Genomic DNA, 18,786 nt, shown 5'->3' on the forward strand with positions numbered 1-18,786 from the left:
TTATTTCCTCCTTGAAAAGGTAGATTTTATATTTGAAAAGGGATTACCCTTTTATCAACTGTTTTGCTGCACCTTCATCTGTCACTAAAATGGTAGAGGATGGTGCCCGTTTCATGTATGCAGCGATGGCTTTAGCCTTTGTAGAGCCGCCTGCCACTGCAATGACATGTTCAATTTGTGATAGGTCATCCAGCTGAAGGCCGATGGTCTGAACCTTATGTACAACCTCGCCGCCTTCATTGAAGTAATAGCCAAATGATTCCCCTACTGCTTTGGCCTGCTTGATTTTCACAAGATCTTCTTCACTGGTTTTACGGCGTTCCGCCATTGTTATAGCGTCCCCAATCCCGTGCAAAACCATGCTTGCCGATTTGATCTGGGTGATTACTTCTTTAATATTGGGTTCTTTAATAATGCTTTCATACATTTCCCTGCTTACCTGGTCTGGCACATACAGGACTCGGTGCCTGGAATCAGTATGATCAGCCATTTTGGCACAAATAGTGTTAGCCTGGTTTTTCACATCTTCGCCTATTCCGCCCCGCGCCGGCACAAACAGCCAATCGCGTTCAGCAAGATCAGGAGTAAGCATCTCTGCTACGGCTGCCATTGTGGAACCGCCGGTAACTGCGATGATATTTTTTCCTTTGAGCCTTGATTTCATACACATTGCAGTGGCTCTGCCAAGCTCCTGCTTCACCCATGGAGATTCATCGCTGTCTCCGGAAACAATGATCGTCTGGCGAATGCCAAGCTTTCGGGATAAATCATGCTCCATTACGGCTATACCCGAAATATCCCTCATTATTCCATCAAGTGCATCAAGTAATTCTCTGCCATCGGAAGAAAGACTCATTCCTGTACTTGAAATGCGGATCAGGTTTTGGTCTTTTAGAAATTCAACCTCACTTCTCAGCACTCTTTCCGTCAAACCGAGACTGACTGCAAGGCTTCTCCTTCCAACCGGCTCCATCAGCCCTATGTAATGAAGAATCCCATAGCGCTTCTGCATAACCGCAAGCATATCAGGCAATAATCTTTTTTGAATATCTATTAGTGAGTACATCCGGAATGCTCCTTCATCATATGTGGTCATTTTTTGTCCCGCATAGACATATTATGTCCCACTTACCGTAAAAAAAATCACCCTTGCTTCTCCTTCATAATAGCAAGAGTGAGTATTGAAATCAACTGATAAAACTCAGTTTTTTTCTGTAAGCGCTTCACCTACTGTAATGGGGTCAATGTGCCCGAATTGCACTTCATGCCCATCAATTTCTACAACCGGAATCATGAGTCCGTACTTCTCAGTCAGCTCATCGCTCTCATCAATATCTTTCTCAATTAACTTAAAGTCATATTCCTTCTTTAGTTGTGCTAACACTCTTTTAGCTTTATCACACAGCGGGCATCTGCTGCGTGTATAAAACACTAGTTCTGGCTGTTTCAATCAGCAAATCTCCTTTGTCAATCATACCTTTTCCGTTTGGAAGATGATGGGATGCCCAGCTGATCCCGATATTTAGCAATCGTCCTTCTGCTGACAACCATTCCCTCATTTTCCTTCAGCAGCTTCACAAGCTCTTGATCGGATAACGGCTTTTGTTTATTTTCTTTTTCTATCATTTTACCGATCATCGTCTTGACCTGCTGTGATGATGTATTTTCATCGGATGTTGTTTTGATCGTGCTGGAAAAGAACGATCTCAGCTCGAACGTCCCGAATGGTGTTTGCGCATATTTCTCCCGGACGGCCCTGCTCACTGTCGATTCATGAATGTCGAGTTCATCTGAAATTTCCTTCATTGTCATCGGCTTCAGATGGGCAGGTCCTTTTATAAAAAAGTCCTGCTGCTTCTCAACGATTTTAAGAGTTACATTTGCAAGAGTCTCTTTCCTCTGCTCGATGCTTCTAAGAATCCACTGGTAATCCTGCTGCTTTTCCTGCAGGAAGCGGCAGACATTTCGATCACCAGCAGCCGAAAACTTTTTGTAATATGGTTCATTAAAACTGATTTTCGGAAGCACTTCATCAAACACACTGACGGAAAAAGAGCTGCCATCCCACTGAACAATCACGTCCGGAGTAATATAGGCGGATTTTTCGCTCTGGAAGGATGAAGCCGGTCTTGGATTCAGGGTCTGGACAAGGTCGAATACGGCCTGTATGTCTTTAAGCTCCACACCTAGCTGTTTGGCGATTTCTTTCCATTTCTTCTCTGCAAAAAGGGTAAAGTATTCATCTATAATGACTTCAGCCAGTTCATTCTCTTCCGGCAGTCTCTTAATCTGGAGGGACAGGCACTCCTGAAGATTTCTTGCACCAATACCGGCAGGGTCGAGTTCCTGCAATTCCTCAAGCATTTGCTCCACTTTTTCAAGGGGAACCTTAAGAGCATTGGCCGAAGCTTTTAGATCCGCCCGCAAGTAACCGTTTTCATCAAGGCTATCAATAAGATGCTTTATCACTTTTTGTTCATCCCGGTTTAACTTCAAATGAAGCTGGGATTTTAAATGTTCATCAAGCATCATAGTCTTTCCGCAGCCAATCTGCTCAATCCAATTTATTTTATCTTTTTCGGGTTTTATCCTCGTCGGTTTGACGCGGTCATAGCGGGGATCCATTGTTTTGACATGACCGGACTCTAATTTTAAAAGGGGATTTTCAAGCGCTTTGCTTTCCAGGAAAGCAGAAAGCTCCTGTGTGCTGTATTGCAGAAGGGCAATCGCCTGCGTCAGCTCCTGTGTCATCGTTAGTTTCATTGTCTGCTGCTGCCATAACCCAGCTTTCAAATTCATCATACATTCCCCCTGTCCCCATTTTACAATATTCACACAAAATGTTGTATGGAAATTTCCTGGCAATCGCCATTCGCACCGAACTTCTTTCTGAATACTTCACAATATGCATGGCAGAGGGGGGAATATTCATTTTTTATGGTGAAACCTGCGAATTTTATGGTTTTTTTGAAATGCAGATAAAGATAAGGAGGTCTATTATAGATTTATTTGCGGATAAGGCCAATTTACTTTCGGATAAAAGTTTTTATGTGCACTTTGGCCAAATTTATTTACGGTTAGTATAAAAAGTAAAAACTCCCTGTCCATATCAGACAAGGAGTTTTGTTAGCGCCCTCGGCAGGAATCGAACCCACATCTTAAGAACCGGAATCTCACGTGCTATCCGTTGCACCACGAGGGCAAATAGGTTTTAAACTGGCTGACCAAGCGCTCAGCCGCTACGATAATTAATTATATGCTATGTTTATTCACTTTGCAAGCCTCCTTTTAGTTTTAAAAATTGGAACAATGGGTATCATGGAATGAGATAGGACAGCACAGAAAAAAGTGTCGAACGAATCAAGAGCGATTTGCATGCGATTTGTTTGACCTTAATTGACCATCAGTGTATCATGATAATACATAGGAGTTAAAAAATTTTCTTTACTTGGAAGAACATGCTTGTTCAGCTTGTATGTTGACCTTATCTTGAAGGAGGAATTGGAAAATGAACTTAATCCCTACAGTTATTGAACAGACAAATCGCGGGGAGCGTGCTTATGATATCTATTCACGCCTTTTAAAAGACCGCATCATTATGCTTGGAAGCGCAATTGATGATAACGTGGCCAACTCCATTGTTGCCCAGCTGTTATTCCTTGAAGCAGAAAACCCTGAAAAGGACATTTCCATTTACATTAATAGCCCTGGCGGAAGCATTACAGCTGGTATGGCTATTTATGATACGATGCAATTCATTAAGCCAAAAGTACAAACCATTTGTATCGGTATGGCTGCATCAATGGGTGCATTCCTTCTTGCAGCAGGTGAAAAAGGCAAGCGTTTTGCACTTCCAAACGCTGAGGTTATGATTCACCAGCCACTTGGCGGTGCACAGGGACAAGCGACTGAAATTGAAATCGCTGCAAAGCGCATCCTTTTCCTTCGCGAAAAATTAAACACCATCCTTTCAGAGCGTACTGGACAGCCGCTTGAAGTCATTGCAAAAGACACGGACCGCGATAACTTTATGACAGCTGAAAGAGCTCTTGAATACGGCTTGGTAGACCAAATCATTTCCAGAAACTCTTTGGATGAGAAGAAGGATAAATAAAAAAAGCAAAAAACAACTCGCATCTCTCCGATGCGAGTTGTTTTAGTTTTCCTTCTGAATATAGTTTGCCAATGCTTCCAGAGCCTCGTTTTCGTCGTTCCCCTCTGCCTTCAGGGTAATAACTGATCCTGAGCTTACAGCCAGGCTCATTAGTCCCATAATGCTTTTCGCATTTACCTTCTTCCCATCCTTCTCAAGGAAAATATCGGATGAGAACCGATTGGCCTCTTGCACGAACAATGCTGCCGGACGGGCCTGCAATCCTGTCTTTAGCTTAACTTCTACCTGTTTTTCTGCCATTGTCTATCTCCTCCCTGCCGATGCCTCTGTCAGTGAGCATCTATGGTGCTGCCTGCCCTGAGCTTCTCAGCGATTTCATCTATTTTTCTTAATCTATGATTAATGCCCGATTTGCTGATATTTCCGCCTGAGACCATTTCCCCAAGCTCCTTTAAGGTGACATCCTGGTATGCTACACGCAATTCGGCTATTTCCCTCAGTTTGTCGGGCAGAACCTGAAGTCCAACTGTCTGGTCAATAAACCGGATATTCTCCACTTGACGCAGGGCAGCCCCGATTGTTTTGTTTAAGTTCGCTGTTTCACAATTCACGAGTCGATTGACCGAGTTTCTCATATCGCGGACAATCCGGATGTCTTCAAACCGGAGCAAAGATGCATGCGCCCCGATAATATTCAGAAACTCCGTTATTTTTTCGGCCTCCTTTAAATAGGTGATATAGCCTTTTTTCCGTTCAAGCGTTTTGCTATTCAGCCCGAACGTATTCATCAGTTCACAAAGGGAGTCGTTATGCTCCTTGTAAAGTGAAGCAATCTCCAGATGATAGGAAGAGGTTTCCGGATTATTAACCGATCCCCCGGCCAGGAATGCGCCGCGCAGATAAGAACGCTTACAGCATTTCTTTTTTATGAGCTCTTTTGAGATATCGTGGGTAAAAACAAATCCCTCACTTAAAATTTTCAGATCATCAAGAATCATGCTGGCCTGTTCCGACAGCCTGACAATGTATACATTGTTCTTTTTCAGCCGCATTTTTTTCCGGACCAGCAGCTCGACCTGAACGCTGTAATTCCTTTTAATCAGTGTATAAATCCTTCTTGCAATGGCTGCATTCTCCGTCTGTATATCCACGATCAATTTCCGGCTGGAAAAAGAAAGTGAACCATTCATCCGGATCAAGGCGGACAATTCCGCTTTGCCGCAGCAGTCTTTTAAATCCAGGTTCGTCAATTCTTTTTTCGTTTCCGAAGCGAAAGACATCCCTTCACCCCCTATCCGTAAAAGTGCTGAGCCAGAGACATATAAAATGATATTCTCCGCTGAGCAAACGTATGCACAGTTTATTTTTTTACTGACAAAAGCCCTTTTACACCTTTATATTACGCGTTAAAACGCCTATTGGTTTCATGCAAAATTAAATTATAAAGCATTTGGGCAACTTCTTTTGTATCATGCCGAATGATCCCGCCTTCATGGCTGACAATTTCACCGTGCATAATATTAAGGCCCAATTCGGAAAGAGCACCTGTATCATATACAACAGGCCTTGCCATTTCCTCGCTGTACCGCTCCTGAATATGGGCAGGAATCTCTTCATTATTAACCAGGATGGTATTGATAAAATCACAGCCCATATGATCATACAGCGCTTTTACATGATCGCTTGCTGAATAATCGAGCGTCTCGCCTGCCTGTGTCATTAAATTGCATATATACACCTTTTTTGCTTTCGAATGACAGACTTCCCTTCCCAGCTTAGGAACAAGCAGATTCGGAAGAATACTGGTATATAAACTTCCAGGTCCAATAATAATCATATCAGCCTGTCTAATAGCCTGCAGTGATTCAGGAAGGGCTTTAATATTTTTAGGGGTTAAAAACACCCGCTTAATTTTTTTGCCTGAATAAGGAATCTTAGATTCTCCCGATACAATGGTCCCATCTTCCATCTCAGCATGGAGGACCACACTCTGGTTGGCAGCCGGCAGCACCTTTCCCCTTACATTTAAGACCTTGCTCATTTCCTGGATCGCGTGAACAAAGTTTCCTGTAATCGAGGTCATTGCTGCGAGAATTAAATTGCCAAGCGAGTGCCCGGACAACTCATTAGATGTCGCAAAGCGGTGCTGAAACATCTCCTCAATGAGCGGCTCTACATCTGAAAGTGCTGCCAGCACATTTCGGATGTCACCGGGCGGCGGGATATGAAGATCATTTCGCAATCTTCCTGAGCTGCCGCCATCATCGGCTACTGTCACAATGGCAGTAATATCTACAGGATACGTCTTCAATCCCCTTAAGAGGACAGGGAGCCCTGTTCCTCCGCCGATGATGACGATTCTTGGCTGTCGGTTCATTTGATGTTTTCCTTTCTCCTGTCGATATCCCGGTGGGTAATCGCCGTATTATAATCCTTGCTGAAGTAGTCTGCAATATATTCCGTCAGCGCTACAGAACGGTGCTGGCCTCCCGTACAGCCAATTGCCACAACCAATTGAGCCTTCCCTTCCCGCTTATAATGCGGAAGCATAAAGCTCAGCAGCTCCGTAACCTTTTCAAGGAATTTACTGGTTTCAGTCCATTTCAGCACATAGGCGGATACCTCTTCATCTAATCCTGTCTTCGGCCTCATATGCTCAATATAATGAGGATTCGGAAGGAACCGGACATCGAATACCAGGTCGGCATCAATGGGAATTCCATGCTTAAAGCCAAAAGACATGACATTAACAGTAAAGATGGTCTTTTTATTTAATGAGAATTCCGTAAGAATTTTCTCGCGCAATTCCCTCGGTTTCATTTGTGAAGTATTATAAATCAGCCGGGCCCTGCCTTTTAATTCCTCTAGCAGCTCCCGCTCAAGCTTGATGCCTTCAAGAGGCAATCCTGAAGGTGCAAGGGGATGGAATCGTCTTGTTTCTTTATACCTTCTGACAAGTGTCGAATCATCCGCATCCAGATATAAAATCTGCGGAGTGACCCAGGATGTCTCAGACAATTCATCGAGCGCTTTAAACAGGTGGTCAAAAAACTCACGGCCGCGCAAATCCATTACCAATGCCACCTTATTCATTTTATTCCCTGATTCCTTCATAAGTTCAAGGAATTTAGGAAGCAGCGTCGGCGGCAAGTTGTCTACACAGAAGAAGCCAAGATCTTCAAAACTTTGGATCGCTACTGTTTTCCCCGCCCCTGACATTCCCGTAATAATCACCATTTGAGTATCATTAACTGCACCCGTACTCATTTTTATTTCCCCCTGTATCTGTCAAATTCAGCTTGGATCCAGCCTGTAACTAAGCAATTCAAAATCCGGCGTATACGTGAATGTTCCATAAATCATTCCCTGGCCATGAATCATATACTCCAAAATATGTGAATCACCGGCAGCCATCGGCAGATTCTTTATCTCTGAAAACGGATGCCAGCGAAGCTTTCCTTCCTCTGATTCATCCAGATTCAGCCCATCAGAAGCTGTAGCCAAAAAAGTAAACATCATCCACTCCGACACAACCTTTTCGCCATCCTTCATGATAAACGTAAAGATGCCTTTAATATTCGGATTGCGCAGATAGATGCCTGTTTCTTCCCTGAACTCACGGATGCACGAGTCCCTCACTGATTCACCCGGCTCCATCTTTCCGCCCGGAGCCACCCACCAGCCTCTTCTCGGCTTTTGTAAAAGCAATACTTTATCTTCTTTTAGTAACACACAGTTCGTGACTCGCTGCAACACATTTCACCTCTATTTTCAAAATCAACCGCTGCCGCCATTTTCTTTAAAGCAAAGGCTGGCTAACGTGCGTTTCTTATTCATTTCATTATACTATTTTTGTCATAGAGCCACAATGAATACAGGTTTACAAAAACATTCTTTAAAATATATCGTCACCTCAAAAAAAAGAGCACAGGCATATGCCTGTGCTTAAAAAGGATTATATCTTTAAAAGGGGGTCAATTTCTATTCCTATATTACCCGAATTTTATTTCATCAAGGTTACAGGAGAATTAAAACCGCATGACTTTTTGTTAATCTTTTCTACAAGCGGTTATTTTTTCTAAAAATTATTTCTTCGCTTTCAGGCTTTCTTTCAATTCTTCCACATAGTGCTGGGCGCTTTGAGCAGCGATGCTTCCATCACCTGTAGCTGTAACAATTTGGCGAAGGGATTTTTCGCGGATATCTCCTGCTGCAAAAACGCCTTCCACCTTTGTTTCCATTCGGTCATTTGTTTCAATATAACCATTGCCGTTTGTGATGCCAAGACTTTCAAACGGCTTGGAAAGAGGAACCATGCCGATATAGATGAAGACACCATCTGCCTTGAATTCTCTTTCTTCACCGGTTTCAGCAGACACAAGCGTTACACTGCCTACTTTTCCGTCCTTATCATTGACTTCCTTCACTGTCGTGTTCCAGATAAAGTCGATTTTTTCATTGTCGAATGCACGCTGCTGCAGAATCGCTTGCGCACGAAGCTGATCCCGTCTATGAACGATTGTCACTTTAGAGGCAAAACGCGTCAAATATACGCCTTCCTCAACAGCGGAGTCACCGCCGCCGACAACTACAAGCTCTTTGCCCTTAAAGAATGCTCCATCACAGACCGCACAATAAGATACTCCGCGTCCTCCAAGCTCTTTCTCTCCAGGAATGCCAAGCTTTTTGTACTCGGCACCGGTGGAAATAATGACTGAGCGCGCTTTATATTGCTTTGATCCGGCAACAACCGTTTTGTATTCTTCGCCGTCAATGATTTCTTTAATATCTCCATACGCATATTCAGCGCCAAATTTCTTCGCATGATCAAACATTTTAGTAGATAAATCCGGCCCTAAAATATGGTCAAATCCAGGATAGTTTTCCACTTCTTCTGTATTGGCCATTTGTCCGCCCGGAACACCGCGTTCAATCATGAGAGTAGATAAATTTGCACGGGATGTATATACAGCAGCAGTCATTCCTGCCGGTCCTGCACCAGCGATAATGACGTCATAAATTTTTTCTTCAGTCACAGCGAGTCACTCCTTCAGTAATCAGAAATCCATTAATAAATAAAACACTCTATAAATACGCATATTATAGTATGACCTTCTTACTGTTATCCTATAAAATTGGCCTGTGTTTCGTCCAAATATCTGCTCACTGAAGGCGGTCGTTCACCGATTTAACATATTTGCCCATCGTCGAAGCGGAAATGCCGTATCTTCCGGCAATTTTTGATTGGGAAACCTTTTCGTTCCGAAGCTTATGCCAGACATACTCTATGGCTGCCGCCCAAGCATTTTTATTTTTAATATTCTGCCGGTTATTGGTCAATTCTGCAAAAATAGTAAACCACATTAAATATAGCCCGGCTTCCACTGTGCCGATCGGGTGGTAGTTTTCATAAAACAGCTGGGCTGTTTCATGCGCAGCCTGAACCTGAGCAGGCGCTTCCTGCTCTGTTTGAACGAAGGAAAGATAATCCTGCTCCATAGCTGAAAACTTATTGTTTCGTACAATAGCTTCAGAAGTGAGGATTTCATCTCTTCTGCTGGATACGGATGTTAGGAAGAGGCCGAATAACCGCTCTTCAATGTAGTCGCTTTCCAGCTTTTTCAATATAGAAGAATAATGGTCTTCAAAGCCGCTGCCGGTTACTTTTTCATCGTTCCAGGGCTCAAAGCCTTCTTTTTCCGGATTGATCTCAATTGCCTTCTTCCATGCTGATTTCGCCAGTTCTTCACGTCCAGTGAAATAAGCGGAATAGGATAGCCAGTAATAAAATGGTCCGTCCCCTTCAAAGCCTTTTTTCTGAAGCTTGCGAAGCCATGCAAAGGAAGCCTCATACTCGCCGGTCAAAGCAAAAGTGGCACCCAGCTTGAACTGATGTTCAACCGAAAGCGGCTTAATTTTTTTCAGAGCTTCTTTTAAGAGGCGCACCTGTCTGAAATCCCGCTCGTAAAAAGCAAAGACCAGCTTATTGCAAAGTGCATGGAGATTGCCCGAGTTTTCCTCCAGCACCTTCTCTAAAATATCTGATGCCTTTTGCACTTCTCCCAGGTAAAAATACGCCAGGGCCAAATTATTGTATGCAGACCAATATTCCGGATACTCATCAATAACAGCATTCAGAATCTCTACCGCTTTTGGAAAATGGCCCGACTCCAGCAATTCCCGTGCATGTTCCTGCTTCGTAATCAAATCATCCTGCTCGTACAGCTCTTCATCCAATTCATCCGCTTCAAGCGTGAGAAGCTCCAGCAGATCCTCTGTATCTTCCGTAAACTCTCCGTCCCGATCCAAATCCAGATACGTATTGGCATGCGTATATGCATCTTTAAAGAGGCCCATATGAGCATAGTTGTTGGCAAGGAAGTAATGACATTCCGCCATATCCTCATCCAGCTCCTCCAATATCATATGGAGCAGCTGATTTGACTCTTGATACTCACCCATTTCTGAGTGAACAATGGCAAGCTGGCAGACAATCATCGGTTCACCCGGCTCAAGCTGCATAGCCCGCATTAAATATTTCTTCGCTTTATGAAAATCCCTGCGGTGGTACGCCTTAATCCCTTTGGAAAAATAGTACTCACCATTCGGGATAAATGACAGTAACTTTCCCTTTTGGTGTCTAGCTTTAGAGTCTTTACTCATGAAATCCTCCATAAATGTTAGTAACTAAAGTAGTATATCACACGAACAAGCCCGGGGAGAAGGGAAGAAATGACAATACTATTTCCAGGCGGAGTTTTTTATTGGAAATCCTATCGCGATTATGTTTTAAAGGGGGTGTCGCGTTGATTCAGCGGTGCTGGTGTATAATTCGGAGATTAACTGATAGTCTGGAGGCGGGTGATAGCGGCGGCCTTTGTTTGTGCCGGTTTGGGGGAGGCTGAGGGAATCCAATATTCTTCTGGCTATATCAGGGGACTCTAGCTGAAGGAAATCCCGAAATTCCTTATTGGGAATAGGCTGATCATTATTTAATAAAAATAGATCAGTTACTGCATTAAGATGTTCATCCTTCTTTTTTAACTTGCAGATCTTACAAATCCAAACACCATTTTTTCTAATCATGGATACTGAAATGCATTCTGGGCAGAGAACCCCTTTAATAACTTCATCTTTTGATATTTTATAGAAGTTTAAGATATCAAACTTTTCTTGTACATGCTCCTTTAAAAGTATTTTAGAAATCCTTTTAAGTTACTTATTTGTGAGTGGAGTTATATTAATTGCCATATCCAATTTTTTAATTTTGCTTAGTAAATATTGAACATGTGTGACTTTTTGGCTGATTATTATTTTCCGAGGACGTTTGGAGGATTGTAGAGGGCTTGCTAATCATTACACAGAATTCAACCTGGAGATTAATGCCTCTTCTCACTAACCATTTTTCTAATTCGCAAGCTTGTTGGCTTGCTTGCTCAATTGGATTAGAATAGCCCTTTTGTTCACCGTTATGCGTTGTCTGGATCATTTGATTAAATTGTGATTCGAAGTATAGTTTTCCAGAAATATTTTTAACTTCTAAAATGAGGGCGAACTTCGAAGAGAGGATGAGTGTATCGATTTGGAAGAAATATTGTCCATTTGTCAGGCGCAATCCATGAAAAATCATATATTCATTAACTGGCAGCTTGCTTAAATGGAAGTCTAAAGCTGCTTCACCTCGGTATCCCGCCCATCTTTTTGCCTGATCTTTTTCAATTCCAGGCCGTGCCTTATGACTTTTGGGAAGCCTTCTTAAAAGCACTTCGTTTTTCTGAATTCTTAATGGTATTGTTCGATGTTTCATGATCAAAAGCATCACTCCTTCAATTTGCTATACAACAATTCTTCTGAGGAAGAGTATTTTCCTGCATATATTTTTATTTTATTTTCATATCTGGCATGTTTTCAATTATATCTAGCAATTTTTGTATTTATCTAGCAGGGTTATTATTTTATCTAGCAGATTCTAAACTTTATCTAGCATCTTCAAGAATTTATCTTACATTTGAAACCATTACAAAAAAACCGCCCTCCCTATTCGGAGGCCGGTTCATTTTTCTTATCATGCCTTTTATTAAGTACTTTCAGGACTTCGCTGAAAGGCAGTTCCTGCTCGCGCAGCAGCACCATCAAATGATAAATCAGGTCGGCCGCTTCCCATTTCAGTTCGTCTTTATCACGGTTTTTCGCAGCGATGATGACTTCTGCGGATTCTTCTCCGACCTTCTTCAGGATTTTATCCACGCCTTTTTCAAAGAGATACGTCGTGTATGCTCCTTCTGGGCGTGTTTTTTCGCGTTCTTCAATGACTTTTTCAAGCGTATAAAGGATTTCGTAGTCAGGTAATCCGGCGGTGTTTTCACCATATACTCTTTCTTCAAAACAGCTGACTGTACCCTTGTGGCAGGCTGGTCCAGCCGGTTCCACCAATACCACGATAGCATCCTGGTCACAGTCCAGCTTCATTTCTGAAATTTTCTGCGTGTTTCCGCTTGTTGCCCCTTTGTGCCAGAGCTCATTGCGGGAACGGCTGAAAAACCAGGTTTCGCCTGTTTCCACGGATTTTAAAAGGGACTCCTGATTCATATAGGCTAACGTTAATACTTCTTTTGTCTGTGCATCTTGCACAATAGCAGGGATCAGTCCCTGTTCGTCAAACTTTACAGCATCGATATTCATCGGACTACCACCCCTTTTTCCTTAATGTAAGATTTCACTTCAGCAACCGATGTTTCTTTATAGTGAAAAATGGATGCTGCCAATGCTGCGTCTGCTTTTCCGTCAATAAACGCTTCTGCAAAGTGATCAGCATTACCGGCACCGCCTGATGCGATAACCGGAATGGAAACCGCCTCGCTGACTGCTTTCGTCAGCTTAACATCGAAGCCTTTTTTCTCACCGTCAGAGTCCATGCTTGTCAGGAGGATTTCTCCTGCCCCGCGCTTTGCCGCTTCACGTGCCCAGGCGATTACCTCCAAATCGGTCGGTTTCCGTCCGCCATGTGTGTACACTCGCCAGGAACCGAGCTCTTCATCGTATTTAGCGTCAATTGCCACAACGATGCACTGGGAGCCAAAGAAATTTGCCCCTTCAGTTATTAAATCAGGATTGTTTACGGCAGCTGTATTTAAAGAAACTTTATCAGCCCCTGCCCGCAAAATTCGTTTCATATCTTCCAGCGCGTTAATGCCCCCGCCTACTGTAAAAGGAATGGCCAGCTCAGACGCAACAGCCTTAACGACTTCAACCATTGTTTTCCTGCCTTCATGAGAAGCAGAAATATCGAGGAAGACCAGCTCGTCAGCACCCTGCCCGTCATAAAATCGGGCAAGCTCAACCGGGTCTCCGGCATCACGCAGCTGCACAAATTGCACCCCTTTTACCACACGCCCGTCTTTTACATCCAAACAGGGAATAATGCGTTTCGTCAGCATGATTCCTTCACCTCTTTTAAGGCTTCCGCTACAGTAAACCGCCCTTCATAAATGGCCTTTCCGACAATCGCCCCTGCAACACCTTCAGAAGCATATTTCTGAAGTGCCGTTAAATCAGCCAGCCCACTGACACCACCGGAAGCAATGACACTTTTCCCGGTTTCACGGGCAAGCAGCCGAACGGCTTCCACGTTGGGCCCGGATAGCATGCCGTCTGTTGCAATATCCGTAAAAATAAACGTCTCTGCACCTGCGTCGGCAAATTTCCTCCCTAAGTCAACCGCCTTCACTTCAGATGTTTCCAGCCATCCGTGTGTGGCCACATAGCCATTTTTTGCATCGAGTCCAACCGCAATGGCTTTGCCGAATTTGCGGATCATCTCAACTGCAAACTCCGGCTTGGAGACGGCAATGCTTCCAATGATTACTCGTGTTACGCCATTATCGAGGTAATGAAGGATGTCTTCCTCCGTACGGATTCCCCCGCCGATCTGGATGGAGGCGCCAAGCTCGCGGGCAGCCTGTATGACAAACTGATCGTTCACGCGTCTTCCGTCCTTCGCTCCGTCAAGATCGACCATATGAATCCAGTCTGCTCCTTCATCGGCAAACTGTTTGGCCATATCAAACGGAGAATCGCCATACACAGTTTCCTTATCATAATCCCCCTGCAGCAGCCGGACGCATTTGCCGCCTCTCATATCGATTGCCGGATAAATCGTAAAGCTCATTTCACAGACATCCTTTCTTCAACCACCTCGGTAAAATTGCGTAGAAGCGCCATGCCGAGCGAACTGCTTTTTTCAGGGTGGAATTGCATGCCAAACACATTGCCCCTTCCGACAACCGCCGGCACTTCCACATCATAGCTGCTCTGGCTGATTACAACTTCTTTTTCATCTGTATCTACAAAATAAGAATGGACGAAATAGACATAATCTTCAGCAAGGCCTTTTAAAATCGGCGATCCCTGCAGGAATTCAAGACGGTTCCAGCCCATATGCGGAACCTTATACGTTTCACCTTCGGCTGTTGCACCTTGAAAACGCCTCACATGGCCAGGCAGAAGCTGCAATCCTTCTGTCAGCCCATTTTCTTCACTGCTTTCAAATAAAAGCTGCATGCCAAGGCAAATGCCAAGCAGCGGCTTGCCTGTATCAGCGAACTCTTTTACCAGATCTGCCAGGCCAGTAGAATTTAAGATATTCATGGCATCCTTGAAAGAGCCGACACCCGGTAATATTAAAGCGTCTGCTTCCATGAGCTCAAGCTTATTCTCAGAGAGGAAATAAGGGACCTCCAAACGTTCCAGCGCTTTACTGACACTGAACAAATTCCCCATTCCGTAATCGATGATGCCGATCATTTACAACATCCCTTTCGTTGATGGAACTCCCTTAATTCTTGGGTCAATCGTTGTTGCCTCATCAAGCGCACGAGCGAGTGCTTTGAAAATCGCCTCAATGATGTGGTGAGTATTCTGTCCATAGTGAACGATGACATGCAGGTTCATTCTCGCTTCAAGCGCGAGTTTCCAAAGAAATTCATGAACTAGCTCAGTATCAAATGTACCGACTTTCTGGCTTGGGAATTCGGCACGCATCTCAAGGTGAGGGCGGTTGCTGAGATCGACTACCACTTGAGCCAGTGCTTCGTCCATCGGAACGAACGCATTTCCATAGCGCTTAATGCCTTTTTTATCGCCTAAAGCATCCTTTAGTACCTGGCCCAGGCAAATGCCAATGTCCTCTGTTGTATGGTGATCATCCACGTCCGTATCGCCGTTTGCGGCGATGTTCAGGTCGAATTGTCCATGCTTGGCAAACAGGTCCAGCATATGCGTCATAAATGGCACGCCAGTTTCCAGATCGCTTTTGCCTTCTCCGTCTATATTCAAGGAAAGAGTGATATTCGTTTCATTTGTTTTACGTGAAATTTCTGCCGTTCTAGCCATGATTATTCCTCCAGCTTATTTTCTTAGTCTTGTTTCAATGGATCTGGCATGTGCTTCAAGGCCTTCCAGACGTGCAAATGCCGCAATTTTATCGCCGGTATCCCTTAATGCTTTTTCGCTATATAAAAGAATACTTGATTTCTTTTGAAAATCCTCCACATTAAGAGGGCTTGAGAAACGGGCTGTCCCGTTTGTCGGCAGAACGTGGTTGGGGCCGGCAAAATAATCACCTACCGGTTCAGGACTGAATCTTCCAAGGAAGACCGCTCCTGCGTGACGTATCCGTCCGAGAAGCTCCATCGGATTCTTTGTTAAAATCTCAAGATGTTCCGGAGCGAGATGGTTAACCGTCTCAACTGCTTCATCCATGCTTTCCGTCACATAAATAGCTCCGTAATCCCTGATGGACTGTAAAGCAATTTCCTGACGGGGCAGCCTGTCAAGCTGGCGTTCAACTTCGGCTGAAACCTTTTCTGCCAGAGCGGATGAGGGTGTCACAAGAACTGCACTTGCCATCGGGTCGTGTTCTGCCTGTGATAAAAGATCTGCCGCTACTTCATCCGCATACGCTGTCTCATCTGCCAATATAGCAATTTCACTCGGACCTGCGATCATATCGATATCCACATCCCCAAATACTTCGCGCTTTGCGAGGGCGACATAGATGTTCCCCGGACCTGTGATTTTGTCGACAGGCCGGATTGATTCTGTTCCATATGCCAATGCGGCAATTGCCTGGGCTCCGCCAACTTTATAAATTTCTCCCGCACCTGCGATATGTGCTGCTGCCAGAACAGCAGGCGGCAGTTTGCCGGTCTTTTTATCAGGAGGAGAGGTAAGGACAATCCGTTTGACGCCCGCCACCTTTGCCGGGATCACATTCATCAGTACGGATGACGGATATGCCGCCGTTCCGCCCGGCACATACAGCCCAACCGAATCAAGCGATGTAATCTTCTGCCCTAATACTGTGCCATTTTCCTCGGTTGTCATCCAGGATGGGCGCAGCTGCTTTTCATGGAATGACCTGATATTATCTGCTGCCTCTCTAATAATTTCTAGGATTTCTTCATCCACCTGACTGCAGGCTTCCTCAATCTCAGCCTGTGTCACCGCTAAATCCTCTAGGGAGATACCATCAAATGTTTCTGTATACTCTTTTAATGCCTGATCTCCATTTTGGCGGACAGTCTCAATGATATCTTTTACAATCGCCCGCTGTTCTTCTGTTCCATTATCAACAGACCGTTTAATTGAAACCTGGTCATTAATTTTCAATATTTTCATAGGGTTCTACATCCTTTTAAAAGCTTATTTCTTCTCCTGAAATAACTTCTGTCAGCCTGCCAACGAGCTCGCTGATGCGTTCATCCTTTATACGGTAGCTGACAGGATTGACGATCAATCTTGATGTGATTCCGACAATGGTTTCGTATTCAACGAGACCGTTCTCCTTCAGTGTCCGGCCGGTTGATACGATATCCACAATCCGGTCGGCCAGCCCGATCATCGGCGCCAGCTCTATAGAGCCGTTCAGTTTAATGATTTCCACCTGCTCCCCCTGCTCACGGAAATACGCTGCCGCAATCTGTGGATACTTTGTAGCAATTTTAGGAGCCACATCATTTAGCCTGGTATTTGGCAGTCCGGCAACAGCCAGATAGCAGGCACTGATTTTTAAATCAAGCAGCTCGTAGACATCCCGCTCTTCCTCTAGCATTACGTCCTTTCCGGCAATCCCAAGATCTGCCACACCATGCTCCACATAGGTGGGTACATCCATCGGCTTTGCAAGGATAAAGCGGAAATTCTCCTCCGGCACATCGATAATCAATTTTCGTGAATCATCGAATTCCGGGGGCAATTGAAAGCCTGCTCGGCGAAGCAATTCTGCTGCTTCTTCAAAAATGCGCCCCTTAGGCATCGCAATCGTTAAAACATCACTCATTTTATGCTCTCCTTTCCAGCTTTTCCGACTAAAAAGGTAATATCCTCGTACTGGCTGGTGCAGGCATCAATGTCCTTAACACCGCTAATATCCTGCAGGACCACTTTCTTTCCGGCTGAACGTTCTTCCTTCGCAACATCGAAAGCCTCTTTGCGGCGTTCCGGACTGTATAAAATGCAGTAAACAGGTTCAGCCGCCTTGGTGTCTTCCAGTGCTTCAAGCAGGCGGTCCAATCTGATGGCAAAGCCGGTTGCTCCCGTATCTTTTCCGAACTTTTGAAGCAGCAGATCATAGCGGCCGCCATTTCCAATCGGGAAACCAACATTTCCTGCATATACTTCAAAAAGAATCCCCGTATAGTAGCTCATATGACTGACGAGCGTTAAATCAAATTTAACGGTGCCTTCCTGGCCGTAGTCCTGCATAATGCCCCAAAGCTGTTCAAGCTCGGCTAATGCCTTCTTGCCTGTTCCGTTTTCCAGAAGGCCATAGGCAATCTCAATGACTTCTTCCCCGCCCCTTAATTTAAGGAAATCGAGAAGCCTTTGTTTATCTATGGACGAAAGAGCCAGACTCTTTACATGTTCCCTGTATCCTACATAATTTTTCTCATATAAAAACCTTGTCAGGTTTTCCACTCTTTCTTCCGTCCCTAAAATCTGCTGGAAGAAGTCACGGACAAAGCCGATGTGGCCGGCTGATAGCTGAAAGTACTGAAGCCCTGCTTCTTTTAGAGCAGAGATCATAAGCGCCATTCCTTCGCCGTCCGCACTAATCGTATGGTCGCCAATGCACTCTACACCGATTTGCTCAAACTCTGCGGGCCTGCCGCCCTCCCGCTGCTGAGCGCGGTATACATTGGCGGAATAAGCAAGCCTGATTGGCAGCTCGTCTTTTAAAAGTCGGGATGCTGCCACCCTTGCAATGGGTGCGGTCATATCCGGCCGAAGCACAAGGGTATGGCCCTGCTGATCAAGCAGCTTGAACAGCTGCTGATCCAATATCGCTGAAGCCGCTCCTACTGTTTCGTAATATTCAAGGGCAGGCGTTTCGATAAACTGATAGCCCCAGCGTTTCATTTCCTCCTGGATGGATGAACGGACTGCAGCTTTTCTTTCGTATAGATCAGGTAATGTATCTCTCATGCCTAACGGCTTTTCAAACATAAATAATCGGCTCATACGTATTCACCTCTATGACTTAAAAATTCCGAATCCTTTAGTTCGCTAATATGGTAGCAAATTGAAGTTATATGTAGTTTAACGCGCATTCCCCACTCCGTCAACCAAAAGAGACAGAAAAATTAAAAAGGCTCCCTTTTTTAAAAGGAGCT

General features: G+C 44.5%; 21 protein-coding genes and 1 tRNA gene. 1 reads left to right on the forward strand and 21 read right to left on the reverse strand.

What is annotated here, in order from left to right:
- Window positions 1–43 precede the first annotated feature (43 nt).
- The 4 genes from AC6CHU_RS22515 to AC6CHU_RS22530 all read right to left on the reverse strand — a co-directional run bounded on the left by AC6CHU_RS22515 (window position 44) and on the right by AC6CHU_RS22530 (window position 3,202).
- A complete protein-coding gene (locus AC6CHU_RS22515) occupies window positions 44–1,066 on the reverse strand; it encodes a sugar-binding transcriptional regulator (protein WP_251284509.1) in 1,023 nt (340 codons plus the stop codon).
- A gap of 135 nt (window positions 1,067–1,201) precedes the next feature.
- The gene (locus tag AC6CHU_RS22520; protein ID WP_159863673.1) at window positions 1,202–1,450 is read right to left on the reverse strand and encodes a glutaredoxin family protein; all 249 of its coding nucleotides are present in this window, start codon (window positions 1,448–1,450) and stop codon (window positions 1,202–1,204) included.
- Between the two features lie 17 nt (window positions 1,451–1,467).
- The gene (gene rpoN, locus AC6CHU_RS22525; RefSeq protein ID WP_498122835.1) at window positions 1,468–2,799 is read right to left on the reverse strand and encodes an RNA polymerase factor sigma-54; all 1,332 of its coding nucleotides are present in this window, start codon (window positions 2,797–2,799) and stop codon (window positions 1,468–1,470) included.
- Between the two features lie 331 nt (window positions 2,800–3,130).
- Window positions 3,131–3,202: transfer RNA gene (locus tag AC6CHU_RS22530), tRNA-Arg, on the reverse strand.
- Between the two features lie 306 nt (window positions 3,203–3,508).
- Between AC6CHU_RS22530 and clpP the strand changes: the two genes are divergently transcribed.
- Entirely contained in the window at window positions 3,509–4,114 is a 606-nt protein-coding gene (clpP, locus tag AC6CHU_RS22535) for an ATP-dependent Clp endopeptidase proteolytic subunit ClpP (protein WP_035329290.1), read from the forward strand.
- Window positions 4,115–4,156: 42 nt separating this feature from the next.
- On the opposite strand, the gene AC6CHU_RS22540 is transcribed toward clpP, so the two are convergent.
- The 17 genes from AC6CHU_RS22540 to AC6CHU_RS22620 all read right to left on the reverse strand — a co-directional run bounded on the left by AC6CHU_RS22540 (window position 4,157) and on the right by AC6CHU_RS22620 (window position 18,634).
- Window positions 4,157–4,414: an HPr family phosphocarrier protein gene (locus AC6CHU_RS22540; protein WP_009331822.1), complete on the reverse strand. Its 258-nt coding sequence runs from the start codon at window positions 4,412–4,414 to the stop codon at window positions 4,157–4,159.
- A 29-nt stretch (window positions 4,415–4,443) separates the two neighbouring features.
- Window positions 4,444–5,394, reverse strand: a complete 951-nt coding sequence (whiA, locus tag AC6CHU_RS22545) for a DNA-binding protein WhiA (RefSeq protein WP_251284512.1) — start codon at window positions 5,392–5,394, stop codon at window positions 4,444–4,446.
- 119 nt (window positions 5,395–5,513) lie between these two features.
- Entirely contained in the window at window positions 5,514–6,491 is a 978-nt protein-coding gene (mgfK, locus tag AC6CHU_RS22550) for a gluconeogenesis morphogenetic factor MgfK (protein ID WP_251284513.1), read from the reverse strand.
- The gene (gene rapZ / locus AC6CHU_RS22555; protein WP_159863676.1) at window positions 6,488–7,381 is read right to left on the reverse strand and encodes an RNase adapter RapZ; all 894 of its coding nucleotides are present in this window, start codon (window positions 7,379–7,381) and stop codon (window positions 6,488–6,490) included. The genes mgfK and rapZ overlap by 4 nt, the downstream gene beginning before the upstream one ends.
- Window positions 7,382–7,408: 27 nt before the next feature.
- On the reverse strand, window positions 7,409–7,867 hold the full coding sequence (locus AC6CHU_RS22560; RefSeq protein WP_159863919.1) for an 8-oxo-dGTP diphosphatase: 459 nt from the start codon (window positions 7,865–7,867) through the stop codon (window positions 7,409–7,411).
- 332 nt (window positions 7,868–8,199) lie between these two features.
- On the reverse strand, window positions 8,200–9,150 hold the full coding sequence (gene trxB, locus AC6CHU_RS22565) for a thioredoxin-disulfide reductase (protein WP_159863677.1): 951 nt from the start codon (window positions 9,148–9,150) through the stop codon (window positions 8,200–8,202).
- A 127-nt stretch (window positions 9,151–9,277) separates the two neighbouring features.
- The gene (locus AC6CHU_RS22570) at window positions 9,278–10,777 is read right to left on the reverse strand and encodes a tetratricopeptide repeat protein (RefSeq protein ID WP_498122836.1); all 1,500 of its coding nucleotides are present in this window, start codon (window positions 10,775–10,777) and stop codon (window positions 9,278–9,280) included.
- Window positions 10,778–10,903: 126 nt separating this feature from the next.
- Window positions 10,904–11,200, reverse strand: a complete 297-nt coding sequence (locus AC6CHU_RS22575) for a hypothetical protein (protein WP_498122837.1) — start codon at window positions 11,198–11,200, stop codon at window positions 10,904–10,906.
- 175 nt (window positions 11,201–11,375) lie between these two features.
- A complete protein-coding gene (locus AC6CHU_RS22580; protein WP_498122841.1) occupies window positions 11,376–11,921 on the reverse strand; it encodes a nuclease-related domain-containing protein in 546 nt (181 codons plus the stop codon).
- Between the two features lie 230 nt (window positions 11,922–12,151).
- Window positions 12,152–12,796: a bifunctional phosphoribosyl-AMP cyclohydrolase/phosphoribosyl-ATP diphosphatase HisIE gene (gene hisIE, locus AC6CHU_RS22585; protein WP_159863680.1), complete on the reverse strand. Its 645-nt coding sequence runs from the start codon at window positions 12,794–12,796 to the stop codon at window positions 12,152–12,154.
- Window positions 12,793–13,551 (reverse strand): imidazole glycerol phosphate synthase subunit HisF, encoded by a 759-nt coding sequence (gene hisF / locus AC6CHU_RS22590; protein ID WP_498122838.1) that lies wholly within the window; start codon window positions 13,549–13,551, stop codon window positions 12,793–12,795. Before hisF ends, hisIE begins: the two co-directional genes overlap by 4 nt.
- Entirely contained in the window at window positions 13,545–14,282 is a 738-nt protein-coding gene (gene hisA / locus AC6CHU_RS22595; RefSeq protein ID WP_498122839.1) for a 1-(5-phosphoribosyl)-5-[(5-phosphoribosylamino)methylideneamino]imidazole-4-carboxamide isomerase, read from the reverse strand. Before hisA ends, hisF begins: the two co-directional genes overlap by 7 nt.
- A complete protein-coding gene (gene hisH, locus AC6CHU_RS22600) occupies window positions 14,279–14,917 on the reverse strand; it encodes an imidazole glycerol phosphate synthase subunit HisH (protein ID WP_498122840.1) in 639 nt (212 codons plus the stop codon). Before hisH ends, hisA begins: the two co-directional genes overlap by 4 nt.
- Window positions 14,918–15,505 carry an imidazoleglycerol-phosphate dehydratase HisB gene (gene hisB, locus AC6CHU_RS22605; RefSeq protein WP_159863684.1) on the reverse strand — a complete coding sequence of 196 codons (588 nt, stop codon included), beginning with the start codon at window positions 15,503–15,505 and terminating at the stop codon, window positions 14,918–14,920. It abuts the gene before it with no gap.
- A gap of 15 nt (window positions 15,506–15,520) precedes the next feature.
- Window positions 15,521–16,792 carry a histidinol dehydrogenase gene (hisD, locus tag AC6CHU_RS22610; protein WP_159863685.1) on the reverse strand — a complete coding sequence of 424 codons (1,272 nt, stop codon included), beginning with the start codon at window positions 16,790–16,792 and terminating at the stop codon, window positions 15,521–15,523.
- A 16-nt stretch (window positions 16,793–16,808) separates the two neighbouring features.
- Entirely contained in the window at window positions 16,809–17,453 is a 645-nt protein-coding gene (gene hisG / locus AC6CHU_RS22615) for an ATP phosphoribosyltransferase (RefSeq protein WP_159863686.1), read from the reverse strand.
- Window positions 17,450–18,634, reverse strand: a complete 1,185-nt coding sequence (locus tag AC6CHU_RS22620; protein WP_159863687.1) for an ATP phosphoribosyltransferase regulatory subunit — start codon at window positions 18,632–18,634, stop codon at window positions 17,450–17,452. Before AC6CHU_RS22620 ends, hisG begins: the two co-directional genes overlap by 4 nt.
- Window positions 18,635–18,786: the final 152 nt, after the last annotated feature.

This window comes from Cytobacillus sp. GQ23 (genome assembly GCF_059758675.1).

Bases quoted from the DNA above. Each gene is read 5' to 3' on its own strand.
- AC6CHU_RS22515 (WP_251284509.1), bottom strand. From the start codon at position 1,066: ATGTACTCACTAATAGATATTCAAAAAAGATTATTGCCTGATATGCTT.
- rpoN (WP_498122835.1), bottom strand. From the start codon at position 2,799: ATGAATTTGAAAGCTGGGTTATGGCAGCAGCAGACAATGAAACTAACG.
- clpP (WP_035329290.1), top strand. From the start codon at position 3,509: ATGAACTTAATCCCTACAGTTATTGAACAGACAAATCGCGGGGAGCGT.
- AC6CHU_RS22540 (WP_009331822.1), bottom strand. From the start codon at position 4,414: ATGGCAGAAAAACAGGTAGAAGTTAAGCTAAAGACAGGATTGCAGGCC.
- whiA (WP_251284512.1), bottom strand. From the start codon at position 5,394: ATGTCTTTCGCTTCGGAAACGAAAAAAGAATTGACGAACCTGGATTTA.
- mgfK (WP_251284513.1), bottom strand. From the start codon at position 6,491: ATGAACCGACAGCCAAGAATCGTCATCATCGGCGGAGGAACAGGGCTC.
- rapZ (WP_159863676.1), bottom strand. From the start codon at position 7,381: ATGAGTACGGGTGCAGTTAATGATACTCAAATGGTGATTATTACGGGA.
- AC6CHU_RS22570 (WP_498122836.1), bottom strand. From the start codon at position 10,777: ATGAGTAAAGACTCTAAAGCTAGACACCAAAAGGGAAAGTTACTGTCA.
- AC6CHU_RS22575 (WP_498122837.1), bottom strand. From the start codon at position 11,200: ATGATTAGAAAAAATGGTGTTTGGATTTGTAAGATCTGCAAGTTAAAA.
- AC6CHU_RS22580 (WP_498122841.1), bottom strand. From the start codon at position 11,921: ATGAAACATCGAACAATACCATTAAGAATTCAGAAAAACGAAGTGCTT.
- hisIE (WP_159863680.1), bottom strand. From the start codon at position 12,796: ATGAATATCGATGCTGTAAAGTTTGACGAACAGGGACTGATCCCTGCT.
- hisF (WP_498122838.1), bottom strand. From the start codon at position 13,551: ATGCTGACGAAACGCATTATTCCCTGTTTGGATGTAAAAGACGGGCGT.
- hisA (WP_498122839.1), bottom strand. From the start codon at position 14,282: ATGAGCTTTACGATTTATCCGGCAATCGATATGAGAGGCGGCAAATGC.
- hisH (WP_498122840.1), bottom strand. From the start codon at position 14,917: ATGATCGGCATCATCGATTACGGAATGGGGAATTTGTTCAGTGTCAGT.
- hisB (WP_159863684.1), bottom strand. From the start codon at position 15,505: ATGGCTAGAACGGCAGAAATTTCACGTAAAACAAATGAAACGAATATC.
- hisD (WP_159863685.1), bottom strand. From the start codon at position 16,792: ATGAAAATATTGAAAATTAATGACCAGGTTTCAATTAAACGGTCTGTT.
- hisG (WP_159863686.1), bottom strand. From the start codon at position 17,453: ATGAGTGATGTTTTAACGATTGCGATGCCTAAGGGGCGCATTTTTGAA.
- AC6CHU_RS22620 (WP_159863687.1), bottom strand. From the start codon at position 18,634: ATGAGCCGATTATTTATGTTTGAAAAGCCGTTAGGCATGAGAGATACA.